Origin of the sequence: Sphingomonas hankookensis (assembly GCF_022664465.1) — a bacterium.
Classification (GTDB): domain Bacteria; phylum Pseudomonadota; class Alphaproteobacteria; order Sphingomonadales; family Sphingomonadaceae; genus Sphingomonas; species Sphingomonas hankookensis.
The window spans coordinates 641254-656827 of sequence record NZ_JAKREV010000002.1 but is presented as its reverse complement, the minus strand read 5'-3'; the positions used below and the strand labels follow the sequence as shown (position 1 = coordinate 656827).

The following is a 15574-nucleotide window of genomic DNA, read 5'->3' as shown; positions in this document are numbered from 1 at the left end:
CTAGGTCCTTACAACATGCCGAGATTGCGCAACCACTGCGCGACCTGTCCCGGCCATTCGCGGGTGATCGGATCGGCGGTCGGTCGCATCCCGAACGCATGGCCGCCCTTCGCGTACAGCCTCAGATCGACCGGCACGCCCGCGTCGTTCAATGCCAGGGCATAGGCCATCGGCTCCCGGATATCGTCGACCGGATCGTTCATCGCATGGATGATGAGGGTCGGCGGTGCCTTGGGACTGATCTGCACCCATGGTTTCAGTTCAAGGCTGTTCTTGCCCTTGCTGCTGTCGAGCATCCGCGCGGTATATACCACGATCGCGAAGTCCGGTCGTGGTGATTGCCGGTCGGCTGCGTCCCTGACCGGATAGGTCCGCGCTTCGGTATTGCTCATGTTCGCCACGAGATACGCGCCGGCTGAAAAGCCGATGACGCCGACCTTGTGCGGATCGATGCCGTAGGTCTTTGCGCGCACACGCAACAGGCCCATCGCGCGTTGCGCATCTTCCAGCCCCATCAGGACGTCCGGGCGCTGCTGCCTGCCGTTGACCTTCGGCCAGACCTGCGGCGTCCGGTATTTGAGCATGGCGCAGGTCATGCCCTGCCGGACCACCCAGTCGCAGATTTCCGTGCCTTCCAGATCGGTCGCGACCGCGTAGAAGCCGCCACCGGGCAGGACCAGCATCGTCGTACCGCTATTTCGCCCCTGCGGCTTGTAAAGCGTCATGGTTGGCCGGGTGACGTAGCTGGCCCAATGCCACTTGCGCCCGCCAACCAGTGGCGAACCGTTGCCAGTCGCTTCGGGATGGTCGCCCGTATCGGGCTTGGACAGCGGTACGTCGGCCGCCCACAGGGGTATCTGCGTGCCGCCCGGTGTCGGCTGCCATACGCCCTCGTGCTCTACCTTGGGCACTTCCACCGGTGCAGGTGGAGTATCGGTTCTGCTCGCCTGACCACAGGCAGCGCTGGCGATGAGCAGCAGCGGTAAGACCAACCGGAAGCGTGGCACTGTCGTATCCTGTTAAGAACGGTGGATGCCCCGCCAGACCCGCTGGCGGGACGCCCATGTCACGCCTGCCCGAACACCCGCGCAAAGATCGTGTCGACGTGCTTGTAGTGATAGCCGAGGTCGAACCGGCTCTCGATCTCCTCGGCCGACAGCGCGGCGGCGACGTCCGGATCAGCCTTGAGCAGTTCGAGCAGCGACAGCTCTCCGTCCGACTCCCACACCTTCATCGCGTTGCGCTGGACCCAGCGGTACGAATCCTCGCGGCTGACCCCGGCTTGGGTCAGCGCCAGCAGCACGCGCTGCGAATGGACCAGGCCGCCCATCTTGTTGAGGTTCTTATCCATCCGCGCCGGATAGACGACCAGCTTGTCGATCACCCCGGTCAGCCGGGCAAGCGCGAAGTCGAGCGTGATCGTCGCGTCGGGTCCGATATAGCGCTCGACCGACGAGTGGCTGATGTCGCGCTCATGCCACAGCGCGACATTCTCCAGCGCCGGGGTGACATAGCCGCGCACCATCCGGGCAAGGCCGGTCAGGTTCTCGGTCAGCACCGGGTTGCGCTTGTGCGGCATCGCCGACGAACCCTTCTGCCCCGGCGAGAAATACTCCTCGGCTTCCAGCACCTCGGTGCGCTGCAGATGGCGGATCTCGGTCGCCAGCCGCTCGATCGAGCCGGCGATCACGCCCAGCGTCGCGAAATACATCGCGTGGCGATCACGCGGGATGACCTGGGTCGACACGGGCTCGACGGTCAGCCCCATCTTCTCCGCGACATGCTCTTCGACGCGCGGATCGATGTTGGCGAAGGTGCCGACCGCACCCGAAATCGCGCAGGTCGCCACTTCGGCACGGGCGTTGCGCAGGCGGGTGCGACAGCGGTCAAACTCGGCATAGGCCTGCGCCAGCTTCAGCCCGAACGTTACCGGCTCGGCATGAATGCCGTGGCTACGCCCGATCGTCGGGGTCAGCTTATGCTCGCGCGCGCGGCGTTCGATAACCTCCAGCAGCTTGTCGAGATCGGCGAGCAATATGTCCGACGCCCGCGCCAGCTGTACCGCCAGGCAGGTGTCGAGCACGTCCGAGCTGGTCATCCCCTGATGCAGGAAGCGCGCTTCCGGTCCGGTCCGCTCCGACACATGCGTCAGGAACGCGATGACGTCATGCTTGGTCTCCGCCTCGATCACGTCGATCCGGTCCACGTCGAACTCGGCGTCGTTCATCGCCCAGATTTTTTCGGCCGCGTCCTTCGGCACCACGCCCAGCTCGGCCAGTGCGTCGGTCGCGTGCGCCTCGATCTCGAACCAGATGCGGAATCGGGCCTGCGGTTGCCACAGGGCGGCCATGTCGGGACGGGAATAGCGCGGAATCATGGAATGCCTTTCGGAAACGGACGAACGGTTTGCCGCGCCCTAGCAACAAGTCGCGGACGAATCGAGCCTGTCGTGCGATAGAAGAGAGTGCGGCAGGGGTTCAATCGAAACCGAAACGACCTAGGTTGGTTGGGTCATCGCATCGTCGCTTTCGAGTTCTTCTAGGGCGGCGGCATGAAGTTCCGAACCAATCCGAAAGGAGAAATTCGATGATGAAGCGTATTCTTCTCGCCAGTGCCATGGTTGTTGCTGCTCCGGCATTCGCCCAGGACGCGGCGCCCGCGCAGACGACTGCCCCGACCACGCAGACCGCGCCAGCAACTCCGCAGGCGGCGCCGGCTGATCCGTCGATCGCCGCGACTCAGGCGGCGCCGGAAACCCAGCCAGATCCCGCGACGCAGACCGCGCAGACCACTGCCGAGGCCGGCCAGCCCGCCAGCGGCACGCAGATCGCACAGATCGTCGAGGCGGAATTCCCGAAATACGACAAGGCCGGGAAGGGCGAACTGACCGAAAAGCAGTTCGGCGAATGGATGGTCGCGCTGCGTTCGGCGAGCGAGCCGGGCGTGACCGCCGACAAGCCCGAGGTAAAGAGCTGGGTCAAGCAGGCCTTTGCCCAGGCCGATACGGATAAGTCGAAGGCGGTGACGAAGGCCGAACTGACAACCTTCCTGAGTAAGAGCGCCTGAATCGGGGCTCTGAGCTGATATCGATGCGACCGCCGGGAGCGATCCCGGCGGTCGTTTTCTGTGTGTGGCGGTGCCCGGCGGCACCTATCTCGCCAATTACCAGAACGTCACCTCAGCGCAGGCTGGGGTCTCCCGCGGCTCCATCGAAACGGTCGCCTCGTAGATAATGAAGAAAGCTGGTTCACGCGAAGGCGCGAAGGCGCGGAGGAGGTTCGCCCGCAGCCCCGACCTATGCACCGAAACAGCGCGTCTACCGATCGCAAAAGCCTCACCCGGGGCGAATCTCCTCCGCGCCTCCGCCCGAACAAATTTTCTATTTCTTCGCCGCCAGCATCCGCGCAGGATTTCCCGCGACCGTAGCTCCCGCCGGCACGTCGCGCGTCACCACCGCGCCCGCGCCGATCAGCGCATCGTCGCCCACGGTCACGCCGGGCAACAGGATCGCGCCGCCGCCGATCCACACATTCTTCCCGATCGTCACCGGCCGCCCAAACTCCAGCATCTGCGCCCGTACCGCCGGATCGCGCGGATGGTCGGCAGCGAGGATCTGTACGCCTGGCCCGATTTGCGTCTTGTCGCCGATGGTGACGGCACACACGTCGAGGATCACGCAGCCATAGTTCAGGAACACGTCGTCGCCGACGGTGATGTTGTAGCCGTAATCGACGTGGAACGGCGGGCGGATCGTCACGCTGCTGCCGACCGTGCCGAGCCCTTCACGCAGCAGTCTCGCGCGCGCATCGGCCGCCATCGCGATCGACGCGTTGTAGCGGTCCATCCAAGCCGCCGCCCGCGCCACGTCGGCGACGAGTTCGGCATCGCCGGCATGGTACAGCTCGCCGGCGATCATCTTTTCCTTTTCGGTACGCATCAGAACATTCCCTGGGCGCGGAGGCTGGTATGCCCCTTCGCGCCGATGATGAGGTGGTCGTGGACGGCGATGCCCAGCGGCTTGCCCGCCGCGGCGATGGTGCGGGTCAGGTCGATGTCCGCCCGGCTGGGACTATGGTCACCGCTCGGATGGTTGTGGACGAGGATCAGCGCCGCCGATCCGAGGTCGAGCGCGCGGCGGATCACCTCGCGGGTATAGATCGGCGCTTCGTCGATCGTCCCCTCCGCCACCAGCTCGTCGCGGATCAGCAGATTGCGGCTGTTGAGATGGAGCACGCGAATCCGCTCGACCGCCTGATGCGCCATGTCGGCGTGGAGATAGTCGAGCAGCGCCTGCCAGTTCGACAGGACCGGCCGCGCGATCACCTGCGCCTGCAACATCCGCGTCGCCGCCTCCTGCGCGATGCGGATCGCCGCCACCGCGCTATCGCCCATGCCCGACACCTTGCCCAACGCCATCGGCTGCGCGGTCAGCAACCCGCCGATCCCGCCGAATTCATGCAACAACGTCTTGGCCAGCGGCTTGGTGTCCCGCCGCGGAATGGTCAGCGCCAACAGATACTCGATCAGTTCATGGTCGAGCAGCGCCTCCCCGCCATGCTCCAGCAACCGCCCGCGCAGGCGCGCACGATGGCCGGTGCCGTCGGTCTCGGGGCTCGTCATGGCCGCCTGCCTAGCGGATCGCGGGCGGCGGGGCGAGGGGGCGTCTCGATCGTGTTACGACCGGCGCAGGGTCCGGTATCGGTCGTGCCCCGGCGCCCTGTCGCGTGGGGCGTCGATACCACACCCCTGCGGCGGATCGATGGTGAGCCGCAGCCGATAGTCGTGCCGCCCGCCGCAGGGCGGCGACCGGTGGAGAATGGCCGGCGGATCAAGCAGGGCACGTCCCTTGAATACCCCGACCGCTCCGGTCGGCACTTCGCAGATCGCGTCCTGCCCATCGACGCAGCACCACTCCGTACCCGGCCCGACATAGGTGCAGACCAGCCGCAGCCCGCCCCGATCGGCACGGAAGCGGTCGTCGGGGGCGGCGGTCGTAGTCTGCAAGCGAACCGCAAGGCGATCGTCACCGGTCAATGCGGCATGCCGACGCAGCAGCAGGTCGATATCCGCGGCGAGCAGGTCGCGAACGCCGACAGGGTATCCCGCGATGCGCAACGCGGCCACGACCGATCCGAACGCGTCGATCGTTTCCGACACGTCGTCGATGGTCGACAGGTCCAGCCGTCCGAGCGCGAGGCGCAGTGGTTCGGGCAGGGGACGCCACCAGATCGCCAGCGCCGCATCCCGGTGGGCGATACGGTCCAGCGACGCCCGGTCGCCATCGATCGTGAGCAGCCGTTCAATTCTCACAGGCATCATCCGACAGGGATTGTCGATCGTACGCCGGTCCGCGGCGGCAGTCGGGCGATCGACCCGGTTGCCGCCGCTGCGGATCGCTGCTTACGGCTGGTAGGGCAGGGACGATTGGTGCAGGACGATCCGCACCCGGCCATCGCTGCATTCCTTGAACACGAAGCTCTTGTTCACGAAGATATGGCTGTCGTCCTCGCCGATGAAATGCACATTGCAATGCACGATGGCCAGATCACCGTGCAGGATATAGTCGAGCTTGCTGTACCAGACCTTGACCCAGGGTTTCAGCTTGAACCCCTTGTCATCGGGAAAGCCTTCGTTGCCGCCGACGAAATAGGACAGCGCCCCTTCCTTCGTGCCACGGAACGTCTGTGCGCCGTAGGTCAACGTCGGCTTGAACAGGACCTTGCCCTTGTCATAGTCGTAGTTGTCGCTCAGCACCCTGGTCGCGAAGGCGTGGACGTCGCCACCCTCGGCATGCACCTTGCCGACCGCCACCACATTGTCGCACCACGTCTGCAGCGCCCGATGCACCATGTCGTCCGTAAACATTCTGTCTGCCTCGCTCTTGGTTCGGATCGTGTCGGGACGGTGTGCCGTCGCCACCATCGGCGACCTATATGATAGTAATGTTATTACATATCATTTTTGGTTTGTGAGAAAGTTTTGCTGAACGATACGACCTATCGATCGCACCAAGCCGGCAGGTCCCGCCTGCCGTTCCAGTGCCGATCCGCCGCAAACTTCCGTTGCGCTGCCGGAACCGTTTCGTGCCTCTCGCGCTTGACCCGGGCGGCTGGAGCCGCGACGAACGGGGCGCAACAGCGGAGTAGGTGGTCTGGGCGGTGACGACGAGGAGGCGGTGGAGGCCGTAGCGTCACCGCCTCGCCATGGCCGCAAGCGTCGGCGCTTTGCGCAGGTGCTGCTGGTCGTCTGCGGCATCGTCCTGCTGCTTGCCGCGCTGCTGTGGACGCAGCGGCGGCCGATCGCCGACAACATCGTCCGTCGCGAGCTCGAAAAGAGCGGAGTTGCCGCGCGCTACCGCGTGGCCGAGATCGGGCTGGGGCGGCAGCGACTGGTCGATGTCGTGCTCGGCGATCCGCGCGCGCCCGACCTGATCGCCGACTGGATCGATGTCGATACCAGCATCTCGCTGAACGGGGCGAAGGTCACCGGCGCACGCGTCGGACAGGCGCGGCTGCGCGCCACGCTGCGGCCCGACGGTACGATCTCGTTCGGGCAGATCGACCGTTTGTTGCCACCGCCGTCGGGTAAGCCCTTCGCGCTCCCCGATTTCGACGTCGCGGTCGACGACGGACGCATCCGCCTTGCCACCCCCTATGGCCTGATTGGCGCCAAGCTGGCGGGCAAGGGCAACCTTGCCAACGGTTTCACCGGACAGCTGGCGGCGGTGTCCGAGCGTTTGTCGCTGAACGGCTGCGGCATCGAACGGCTGGCGGCGAACCTCTCACTGCGCACTGCGACCACCGGTCCGACGCTGGCCGGCCCGATCCGCGCACGGGCGGCGGCATGCAGCGAGGTACGGCTGGCGGCACCGGTGATCGACGCCGATGCCACGCTGTCGCCCGGTTTCGATCGCTGGCGTGGACAGGCGCGGGTGCAGGCGGAGCGGATCGCCGCACCGCAGACGCAGGTCGCCGGGCTGGTCGGTACGATCGGCTTCGACGGCAGCCCGCAGGGCACCACCGGCATGCTCGACCTCGCCTCGCAGGCGTTCGCTCTGCCGCAACTGGCGGGCGACGGGCTGGCGATCGCCGGACGCTATGCGGTCGGTGGCTTGCCAGCGTTCGACGGACGCGTCGGCACGCGTGGCGCCCGCCTCGGCACCACCACGCTCGCGCAGATTCTCCAGGTCGGGCAGGGCGCTGCCGGCACCCCCGTCGCGCCGCTTGCCACCGCGGCGGCGCAGGCGGCGGCACGCGCGGCGCGGCGGTTCGATGTCACCGCGGAAGTCGTCGCCCGGCCGCTCGCCGCGCGCATCGATCGGTTGGCCTTCGTCGCCGCCAGCGGTGCCCGCGCGACGTTGCGCGACGGTCCGGTGCGCTGGGTTTCGGGCAAGGGCGTGGCGCTGAACGGTACGCTGGCGATGGGCGGCGGCGGACTGCCCTCGGCTAGCGTCCGGCTGGCACAGGAGGCCCCCGGCCAGCCGGTCACCGGTACCGCGACGATGCAGCCCTATGCCGCAGGCGACGCCCGCCTCGCGCTCGCCCCGGTCCGTTTCCGTACCGCCGCCGATGGTACCACCGCGATCCAGACCCGCGTCGAACTGTCGGGACCGTTCAGCGGCGGGCGGGTCGATCGCCTCGCGCTGCCGATCGATGCGCGCTGGGACGGCGGGGGGCGGTTGCTGGTGAATACGGGCTGCGTGCCGGTCGCCTTCGACCGCTTGCGCGTGTCGGCGCTGACGCTCGATCCGGCGCGGCTCCGGCTGTGCGAGCTCGATGGCGCGATGGTCCGGCTGGCCAAGGGGCGGATCGGTGGTGGGGGCGCGATCGGCGCGACCCAGCTTCAGGGGACGTTAGGTGGTACCCCGGTGACGCTGGCGGCGGCGAACGGGCGTTTCGCCCTGAACGATCTCGGCTTTACGCTCGGCGAGGTGAAGACCCGGCTCGGTAGTCCGGAACGCGTCAGCGTCCTCGACCTCGGCACGCTGACCGGGCGGGTAACGGGCGGTACCGTCGCCGGCACGTTCGCCGACGGGCAGGGGCAGATCGGCAACGTGCCGCTGCTGATCCGCGAGGCATCGGGCGACTGGCAGCTGGCGGGCGGCGTCCTGTCGCTGGACGGCGATGTCGGGGTGCGCGACGCCGATGCCGAACCGCGCTTCGAACCGCTGCGCAGCGACGATTTCAAGCTGACGCTGAACGGCAACGACATTCGCGCCGGTGGCACGCTGAAGCACCCGGCCAAGGGCGCGAAGGTCACCGACGTCACCATCGTTCACGACCTTGCCACCGGGCGCGGCAATGCCGTGCTGGCGGTGCCGGGCATCACCTTTGGCGATTCGCTCCAGCCCAACGACCTGACCCGCCTGACGCTGGGCGTCGTCGCCGACGTTGTGGGCACTGTATCCGGTCGCGGCGACATTGCGTGGAGCCCCGAGCGCGTCACCTCGACCGGCACCTTCCGCACCGCCGACGCCGACCTCGCCGCCGCCTTCGGTCCGGTCAACGGGTTGGCGGGCGAGATTCGCTTCACCGACCTGCTCGGCATGGTTACCGAACCCGGACAGGTCGCGACCATAGCGGAGGTCAATCCGGGCATCGCCGTCACCGACGGCGTCGTCCGCTACCGCCTGATCGAAGGGTTGCGCGTCCAGATCGAAGGGGGGCGCTGGCCCTTGGGCGGTGGCGAAATGGTGCTGGAGCCGACCATCCTCGACTTTGCCGAGGATCAGGAACGGCGCATGACCTTCCGCGTCACCGGCGTCGATGGCGGGCTGTTCCTGCAGCAGTTCGCCTTCGACAATTTGAATGCGTCCGGCGTGTTCGACGGCGTGCTGCCGATGATCTTCGACGCAAATGGCGGCCGGATCGAGGGCGGCAAGCTGCAATCGCGCGGTTCGGGCAATTTGTCTTATGTGGGAGAGGTGACGAAGGAAGATGTCGGCTTCTGGGGCAATCTCGCGTTCCAGGCGCTCAAGTCGATGGACTATCGCCGCCTGTCGATCGAGATGGACGGGCCGCTGGCGGGCGAAATGCTGACCGCGATCCGTTTTGCCGGGGTCAGCCAGGGGAAGGGGACGTACAGCAACTTCCTCATCCGCCGCCTCGCCAAGCTGCCGCTGGTCTTCAACGTCCGGATCAAGGCACCCTTCCGCCAGCTGATCGATTCGGTACAGAATTATTACGATCCCAAGCGGCTGATCGAACGCAACCTGCCCGCGCTGCAGGCCGAACAGCGCCGCCGCGAACAGGGCTTGCCACCCGCACCACTCGATACCACCATTCAGCCCTCCGAAAGCGAGACTGTGCCATGACCGACACCGTGACGATGTTCAGAGCCTTTATGATCGGCGCCACCGCCTGTCTCGCTGGCGGGTGCGTCAACGTGGCGGCGCCCGACAAGCCGATCGTCATCAACTTGAACATCAACATCACGCAGGAAGTGGTGTATCGCCTCGATGGTGAGGCGAAGACGCTCATCCAGGACAATCCGGGGATATTCTGACCATGCACGCTTACATCAAATACGGCCTTGCCGCAGCCGCCTTCGTCGCGGTCGCCGGGCTTGCCGGCACCGCATGGGCCCAGCGCGATCCCGCCTATCAGGCGGCACGCGCCGCCGGGCAGATCGGCGAGCAGCCCGACGGCTATCTGGGCGTCGTCGGCGGTGGCAGCGCAGAGCTGCGCGCGATGGTCGCCGACCTCAACATCAAGCGCAAGGCGGCCTATACCCGCGGCGCGCAGGCCGGCGCGACCGTCGAACAGTTCGCGTTCGTCAGCGGCTGCAATCTGATCGCCCAGACCAAGCCGGGCGAAAAGTACAAGACGCCGGGCGGTGCTTGGGAAACCCGTGGCAGCGGCGCGCCGGAGCGCGACCCCCGCTGCGTGTGAGGGATTGAAAAATTCCGTCCCACACGCTATGTAATCCCTGCTGAGTCATCTGTTCGTTGAATCACCTCCGACCCCGGCTGTGCCAGCAGTCGGGGTCTTTGGCGTTCGGAGGCCAGCTGCCAGGCTGGCCCCCTCCCGCCGCTACTTGGAGCGGGCGACCTCGATGATTTTTAGCACCAAGGTCGTGAAAGCCATCACCAGCATTACGATGCCGATAATGACCATTGCTGATTCATTGCTCGTTTTACTCACCTCCTTTGCGGCCGATGTGTCGACCGCGAAATCGGTTTAGCTGGATTCAGGGAAGGAGGAAGTGGGTCGACGAGTAAAGTGACTGCCTACCCGTTCATCGTCCGGAAAGCTTTCCGCGCGAACGCTATGGTTGACTCGAAACCGTCACCTTCCTAAAGCGCGCCTGCCTTGGCGGGCTCGCCATCCGGCGGATTCCGGCCCGGCCGAAAGGTCATAGGGAGGGATGATGGCGGAGAACGAGCCCGGACTAGACCCCTTGCCCGAAGATGCCCGGATCACCTCGCTCGACGAGCGATTGCGACGGGCGAAGACGGACGAGGCGATCCGGACCGGTCAGGCGAGCGACGAAGCGGGAGAGAAAAACTACCGCCTCGGCAATCGCGTGCTGGCCGAACTGATCGGTGGAATGGTCGGGGGGGCGGTGATCGGGGGAACCCTCGACTATCTGCTCGGCACCTCGCCATGGCTCCTGCTGGTGCTGCTCTCCCTCGGGATCGTCAGTGCGTTCAGGAATATCATCAGGATTTCGAACCGGCGTCCGGACTAAAATGTCCTGGGCGCCTTGGCATATCGGGGCGAAGCGACGTGGCGCAGGCAGGCAAGATCGATCCGATGCACCAGTTCGAGGTGCAGACGATCTTCAACATTCCGCTCGGCGATCACGTCCTGCCGTTCACCAATTCGGCGCTGTGGATGATCGTCGCTGCGGTCGCGCTGTTCGTGTTCATGATCGGCGGCATGAAGCAGCAGGCGATCCCGGGTCGCTGGCAGATGGCGGTCGAGGGCTTCACCGGCTTCATCGACAAGCTGCTCGCCGCGAATATCGGGCATGAAGGGCGCAAGTACCTTCCGTACGTATTCTCGCTGTTCATGTTCATCCTGTTCGCGAACGTCGTCGGCCTGCTGCCCTTCGGCCTGATCGGCCTGCACCCGTTCACCGTCACCAGCCACTTCACGGTGACCGGCGTCCTCGCCATCGCCAGCTTCTCGATCGTGCTGATCGTCGGCCTGTTCAAGCATGGCCTCCGCTTTTTCAGCCTGTTCGCGCCGAAGGGCACGCCGATCCCGGTGCTGCTGCTGGTCGCGCCGATCGAGTTCGTGTCGTTCATGGTCCGCCCGTTCAGCCTCGCGCTGCGACTGTTCGTCGCGATGACCGCGGGCCACATCCTGCTGAAGGTGCTGGCAGGCTTCATCATCAATTCGACCGCCACCGGTGCGGGCATCGGCGTGCTGGTCAGCGTACCGAGCTTCGCGCTGATGGTCGGCGTGTCGGCCCTCGAAATGCTGGTCGCCGGCGTGCAAGCCTATGTCTTCGCGCTGCTGACCTCGCTCTACATCAACGATGCCGTGCACCTGCACGATCATCACTGATCCCAACCAACATACAGATTTTTCCAAGGGAGTTTTCGACATGGAAGCAGACGCCATCAAGTTCCTCGGCGCCGGTCTCGCAGCCATCGGTGCCGGCCTCGCCGCACTCGGCGTGGGCAACGTCTTCGCCGCCTTCCTGCAGGGCGCGCTGCGCAACCCGTCGGCCGCTGCCGGCCAGCAGGGCAACATGTTCATCGGCTTCGCCGCCGCCGAACTTCTCGGCCTGCTGGCGTTCGTCGTCGCAGTGCTGCTGATCTTCGTCGCGTAACATGCGTGACGCCGGCGTGGGGGGTGCCCCGCGCCGGACCGCCGGTCCGGCTGACGGACCGGTTTCGGCCGGGCGATGGCGCCCGGTCGACCAGACCAATACGGGACGTTTCATGCCGCAAATCGAGCAGCTCGCCGCGACCTGGGGGTCGCAGGTCTTCTGGCTGGTGCTGACCTTCGGCATCGTGTTCCTCGTCGTGGGCCTCGGCATGGTGCCCAAGGTGCAGGGCACGGTCGACAAGCGCGACCAGGGTATCGCCGCCGACCTCGCCGCCGCCGATCGGGCGCGTAGTCAGGCCGACGCGACCGAAGCGGCATGGCGTACCCGCGAAAACGCCAGCCGCGAGGCGGCGCAGAAGCTGTTGGCCGAAGCCCGTGCCAAGAGTGCCGCCGCGACCGCCGAACGCCTCGCCGCCGCCAATGCCGACGTACAGGCGCGCGTCGCCCAGGCCGAAGCCGACATCGCCGCGCAGCGGACGGCAGCGATGGCGCAGGTCGAACAGGTCGCCGCCGAAGCCGCGCAGGCGATCGTCGCGCGCGTGTCGGGCGTGCAGGTCAGCGAACAGGACGCGCAGGGCGCGGTGAAGGCGGTGCTCCATGGCTAATCCCACTGTCGCCCAACACGGTAGCCCGACCTTGAACGAAGCGATCCACGAAGAGGGCCTGCCCCGCACCGGTGGCGATGCCGTCGGCAGCGAACATGGCAGCGTGACCGGCGCCAACCATCCCGATCCGACCGCGCTGGGCCTCGACGGCACGGCATGGGTCAGCGCGGCGATGCTGATCTTCCTGATCGTGCTGGTCGTGAAGGGCGTTCCCGCCGTGATCGGTCGCCTGCTCGACGGACAGATCGCGGCGATCCGCACCCGTCTCGACGAAGCGCGCACGCTGCGCGCCGAGGCCGAAGCGCTGCGCGACGAATATACCGCCAAGATCGCCGGGATCGAGGCACAGGCCGCCGAAATGGTCGCCCATGCCGAAGCCGAAGCGCAGGGCCTGCTGGCCAAGGCGGAGGCAGACGCCGCCGACCTGACGCAGCGCCGTGCCAAGATGGCGACCGACAAGATCGCCGCCGCCGAACGCGCCGCCATCGCCGAGGTCCGCGCGACCGCCGCCGATGCCGCTGCTAAGGCCGCCAGCACGCTGATCGCGACGCACCTGTCGGGTGACGCCGACCGCGCGCTGGTCGACCGGACCATTGCCGGTCTGGGCGGTAGCCGCCTGAACTGATGCCGCCGCACCGGACCCCGCGGTTTCAGCTGACGCGGCTGACCCGCTGGTCCGGTCGTGAGCCGCGCCGGCTGTTCTGGCCGTGGGTCGCATGCGTGATGGTCGGCAACATGATCGCCGGAATGGTGGCCGGCGTGCCGGTGGTCGTCGGCATCGCCCGCAACATGGCGGCGTTCGCGCAGTCGCATCCGGAACGCACGACGGTCACGTCGGGACCGGACCATTATTCGATGCAGATCGACGGGCCGGTGCCGCCCGAGTTGATGATGGAACCGATGCGCTGGTTCGTGCCGCTGGTTGCGGTCGTCGGATTGCTGTCGGTCCTGTTCCTCGCGGCGTCGGTCGTCCGGCGACTGCATGATGCGGGACGCCGGGGATGGTGGGGACTGTTGCCGCTGCCGTTTCTGGTCACCGGCATGATAGCGTTCGGGTTGATGTTCGACCAGATCGGGCAACCGGGCGTCGTACCCGACATGGCACCGTTCGCGCTGCTGTTCGGCAACAACATCGCCTATCTGGTGGCGCTAATTGTCCTGGTCGTGCAGCTGTGCCGGCCGAGCGATCCCGGACCCAACCGGTTCGGTCCGCCGCTGGACTGAGTTGCCGCACGGCCTCTTTCGGGTTTCCGGCCGTGCCCTTCCTCTTCGAGCCCGCAAATGGAGACAAGCGATATGGCATGGGCCATTCTCGCGGTTGCGGTCGTGTGTGAGATCATCTGGGCATTGAGCCTGAAATGGGCGGCGGGGCAGGGAACGCTCGCTGCGTCCGCTGTGCCGATCACCCTGTCGTTCGTGAACATGGGGCTGCTGGCGCTGGCGATGCGCGGCATTCCGGCCGGCACCGCCTATGCGGTGTGGACGGGGCTGGGTGCGGTCGGCGTCATCATTGGCGGCGCGATGCTGTTCGGCGAACGGATCGCGCCGGTGCAGGCCGGGTTCATGGTACTGATCGTGGTCGGCGTCGTCGGGACCAAGCTGTTCGCGCAGGCTTAGCATCACGCCCCAACCGTATCCGTGCGCAGGCAGGATACGGTAACAGGCGTATAGCGCCGTTACCGCTAACAAGAATCGTTGGACAACGCGCTGGGTCGCTCCAATACTCACCGGATAACACAGGGAGAGGGACATGCGAGCAATCTACGGAAGACGTGCGTTCGGCTGGGCGATCGGCGCGGCGATCGTCGCCACCGCCACGCCGGCAGTGGCGCAAAGCGACAGGATGGAGCCGATTGCGACCCCGGCGCAGCCGACCGCGATCCCGCTCAAAACCGGCACGCTGCCCGCCGCCAAGGCGAAGGAAGCGTGGCACCAGCAATATGGCAGCGTCTTCGCCCGCAACGTCACCGATGCGACGTTGACCCCGTTCCTGCCCGATCCGGCCAAGGCGAACGGCACCGCCGTCATCGTCGCGCCCGGCGGCGGCTTTCGCACGCTGTCGATGCAGAATGAGGGCTGGGACGTCGCCAAGGCGCTGGCCGATCGCGGCGTCGCGGCGTTCGTGCTGAAGTACCGGTTGAACCAGACGCCAGCCGACATGGCCGGGTTCGAACGGTCGATGCGCGAGATGTTCTCTGGCACCGTAGCCCGCCCGCGGCCGAACCCTGCGGCGGCGGCCAATGCACTGGCGCCGCAGATCGCCGACGCCGACGCCGCCTTCATGCTGATCCGCTCGCGCGCGGCCCAGTGGAAGGTCGATCCCAACCGTATCGGCATGATCGGCTTTTCGGCGGGCGCGATGCTGACGATGGCGACGACCCTGTCGTCGAATCAGGCGAAGCCGGCGTTCATCGGCGACGTCTATGGCCCGCTTGCCGCCGCCAGCGTGCCTGCCGACGCCCCGCCGCTGTTCGTCGCCCTCGCCGCCGACGATCCGTTCTTCGCCAACAGCGGTTTCGGCCTGATCGAATCGTGGAAGGCGGCGAAGCGGCCGGTCGAGTTCCACCTGTACGAACAGGGCGGGCACGGCTTCGGCATGTATCAGAAGCCGACGACCAGCACCGGCTGGTTCGACGCCTTCGCCAAGTGGATGGAGATGCATGGCTGGTTGAAGCGCGCAGGGTGAGGCTGTCGGCACGCTGCCCGTACCCCCGCGCAGGCGGTGGTTCAGTGCCCAGCGGACCGGCGTCGTGGTCTTGGTCCCGTATCCCCGCCTGCGCGGGGATACGGCGCGGTCTTGGCATCTGACGACCTCACGCTTGGCGGCGGCGGGGTGGGGCGCTAAGTCCCTGCACGGGCGTCCAAGCCCATGGAGGGATTGCATGAAGTTCCTGATGACCGCCGCGCTGCTGGCGATGCCGATCGCGGCCACTGCCCAAACCGCACCGGCCCCTGCGCCGGCCCCCGCCGCTGCCGGCAAGCTGACCATCGACAGCAGCATCGAAACCATCGCCGCGAATCCGAAGGGCAAGGCGATCCTCGACGCGACCTTCCCCGGCATGCTCGCGCATGAATCCTATGCGATGTTCAAGGGTATGAGCCTGAAGCAGGTCCAGCCCTATGCCAATGGCCGGATCACCGACGAACAGGTCGCAAAGGTTTCGGCCGAACTGGCGAAGCTGAACTGAC

Annotated in this window: 19 protein-coding genes; 13 read left to right on the top strand and 6 right to left on the bottom strand. The window is 66.5% G+C overall.

What is annotated here, in order from left to right; translation table 11 throughout:
- Positions 1-8: 8 nt before the first annotated feature.
- Positions 9-917, bottom strand: coding sequence for an alpha/beta hydrolase (locus MF610_RS08555; protein WP_242194874.1), 909 nt, complete (start codon positions 915-917; stop codon positions 9-11).
- A 149-nt stretch (positions 918-1066) separates the two neighbouring features.
- A complete protein-coding gene (purB, locus tag MF610_RS08550) occupies positions 1067-2377 on the bottom strand; it encodes an adenylosuccinate lyase (protein WP_242194872.1) in 1311 nt (436 codons plus the stop codon).
- A gap of 209 nt (positions 2378-2586) precedes the next feature.
- Here purB and MF610_RS08545 point away from each other — a divergent pair, with 209 nt between their 5' ends.
- Positions 2587-3066, top strand: coding sequence for an EF-hand domain-containing protein (locus tag MF610_RS08545; protein ID WP_242194870.1), 480 nt, complete (start codon positions 2587-2589; stop codon positions 3064-3066).
- 313 nt (positions 3067-3379) lie between these two features.
- Here the strand turns inward: MF610_RS08545 and MF610_RS08540 are convergent, their stop codons facing one another.
- The 4 genes from MF610_RS08540 to MF610_RS08525 all read right to left on the bottom strand — a co-directional run bounded on the left by MF610_RS08540 (position 3380) and on the right by MF610_RS08525 (position 5865).
- On the bottom strand, positions 3380-3937 hold the full coding sequence (locus tag MF610_RS08540) for a sugar O-acetyltransferase (RefSeq protein WP_242194867.1): 558 nt from the start codon (positions 3935-3937) through the stop codon (positions 3380-3382).
- Positions 3937-4620 carry a RadC family protein gene (gene radC / locus MF610_RS08535; protein WP_242194865.1) on the bottom strand — a complete coding sequence of 228 codons (684 nt, stop codon included), beginning with the start codon at positions 4618-4620 and terminating at the stop codon, positions 3937-3939. The genes MF610_RS08540 and radC overlap by 1 nt, the downstream gene beginning before the upstream one ends.
- Positions 4621-4674: 54 nt before the next feature.
- Entirely contained in the window at positions 4675-5319 is a 645-nt protein-coding gene (locus MF610_RS08530; RefSeq protein WP_242194863.1) for a DUF1826 domain-containing protein, read from the bottom strand.
- 81 nt (positions 5320-5400) lie between these two features.
- The gene (locus tag MF610_RS08525) at positions 5401-5865 is read right to left on the bottom strand and encodes a hypothetical protein (RefSeq protein ID WP_242194861.1); all 465 of its coding nucleotides are present in this window, start codon (positions 5863-5865) and stop codon (positions 5401-5403) included.
- A 310-nt stretch (positions 5866-6175) separates the two neighbouring features.
- Between MF610_RS08525 and MF610_RS08520 the strand changes: the two genes are divergently transcribed.
- The 12 genes from MF610_RS08520 (at position 6176) to MF610_RS08465 (ending at position 15573) form a co-directional block, all read left to right on the top strand.
- Positions 6176-9313 carry an intermembrane phospholipid transport YdbH family protein gene (locus MF610_RS08520; RefSeq protein ID WP_242194856.1) on the top strand — a complete coding sequence of 1046 codons (3138 nt, stop codon included), beginning with the start codon at positions 6176-6178 and terminating at the stop codon, positions 9311-9313.
- Positions 9310-9504 carry a YnbE family lipoprotein gene (locus tag MF610_RS08515; protein WP_242194854.1) on the top strand — a complete coding sequence of 65 codons (195 nt, stop codon included), beginning with the start codon at positions 9310-9312 and terminating at the stop codon, positions 9502-9504. Before MF610_RS08520 ends, MF610_RS08515 begins: the two co-directional genes overlap by 4 nt.
- Positions 9505-9506: 2 nt before the next feature.
- On the top strand, positions 9507-9890 hold the full coding sequence (locus MF610_RS08510; protein WP_242194852.1) for a YdbL family probable chaperone protein: 384 nt from the start codon (positions 9507-9509) through the stop codon (positions 9888-9890).
- Positions 9891-10368: 478 nt separating this feature from the next.
- Positions 10369-10689 carry an AtpZ/AtpI family protein gene (locus tag MF610_RS08505; RefSeq protein ID WP_242194850.1) on the top strand — a complete coding sequence of 107 codons (321 nt, stop codon included), beginning with the start codon at positions 10369-10371 and terminating at the stop codon, positions 10687-10689.
- Positions 10690-10727: 38 nt separating this feature from the next.
- On the top strand, positions 10728-11513 hold the full coding sequence (locus MF610_RS08500; RefSeq protein ID WP_242194848.1) for a F0F1 ATP synthase subunit A: 786 nt from the start codon (positions 10728-10730) through the stop codon (positions 11511-11513).
- Between the two features lie 40 nt (positions 11514-11553).
- The gene (locus MF610_RS08495; RefSeq protein WP_055759731.1) at positions 11554-11781 is read left to right on the top strand and encodes a F0F1 ATP synthase subunit C; all 228 of its coding nucleotides are present in this window, start codon (positions 11554-11556) and stop codon (positions 11779-11781) included.
- A 112-nt stretch (positions 11782-11893) separates the two neighbouring features.
- Positions 11894-12385: a F0F1 ATP synthase subunit B family protein gene (locus MF610_RS08490; protein ID WP_242194846.1), complete on the top strand. Its 492-nt coding sequence runs from the start codon at positions 11894-11896 to the stop codon at positions 12383-12385.
- Positions 12378-13010 (top strand): F0F1 ATP synthase subunit B family protein, encoded by a 633-nt coding sequence (locus MF610_RS08485; protein ID WP_242194844.1) that lies wholly within the window; start codon positions 12378-12380, stop codon positions 13008-13010. The genes MF610_RS08490 and MF610_RS08485 overlap by 8 nt, the downstream gene beginning before the upstream one ends.
- A complete protein-coding gene (locus MF610_RS08480) occupies positions 13010-13609 on the top strand; it encodes a DUF805 domain-containing protein (protein ID WP_242194841.1) in 600 nt (199 codons plus the stop codon). The genes MF610_RS08485 and MF610_RS08480 overlap by 1 nt, the downstream gene beginning before the upstream one ends.
- A 72-nt stretch (positions 13610-13681) precedes the next feature.
- Positions 13682-14002: a DMT family transporter gene (locus MF610_RS08475; protein WP_242194838.1), complete on the top strand. Its 321-nt coding sequence runs from the start codon at positions 13682-13684 to the stop codon at positions 14000-14002.
- Between the two features lie 133 nt (positions 14003-14135).
- The gene (locus MF610_RS08470) at positions 14136-15071 is read left to right on the top strand and encodes an alpha/beta hydrolase (RefSeq protein ID WP_242194836.1); all 936 of its coding nucleotides are present in this window, start codon (positions 14136-14138) and stop codon (positions 15069-15071) included.
- 196 nt (positions 15072-15267) lie between these two features.
- The gene (locus MF610_RS08465) at positions 15268-15573 is read left to right on the top strand and encodes a hypothetical protein (protein WP_242194834.1); all 306 of its coding nucleotides are present in this window, start codon (positions 15268-15270) and stop codon (positions 15571-15573) included.
- The last annotated feature ends 1 nt before the right edge of the window (position 15574 follow it).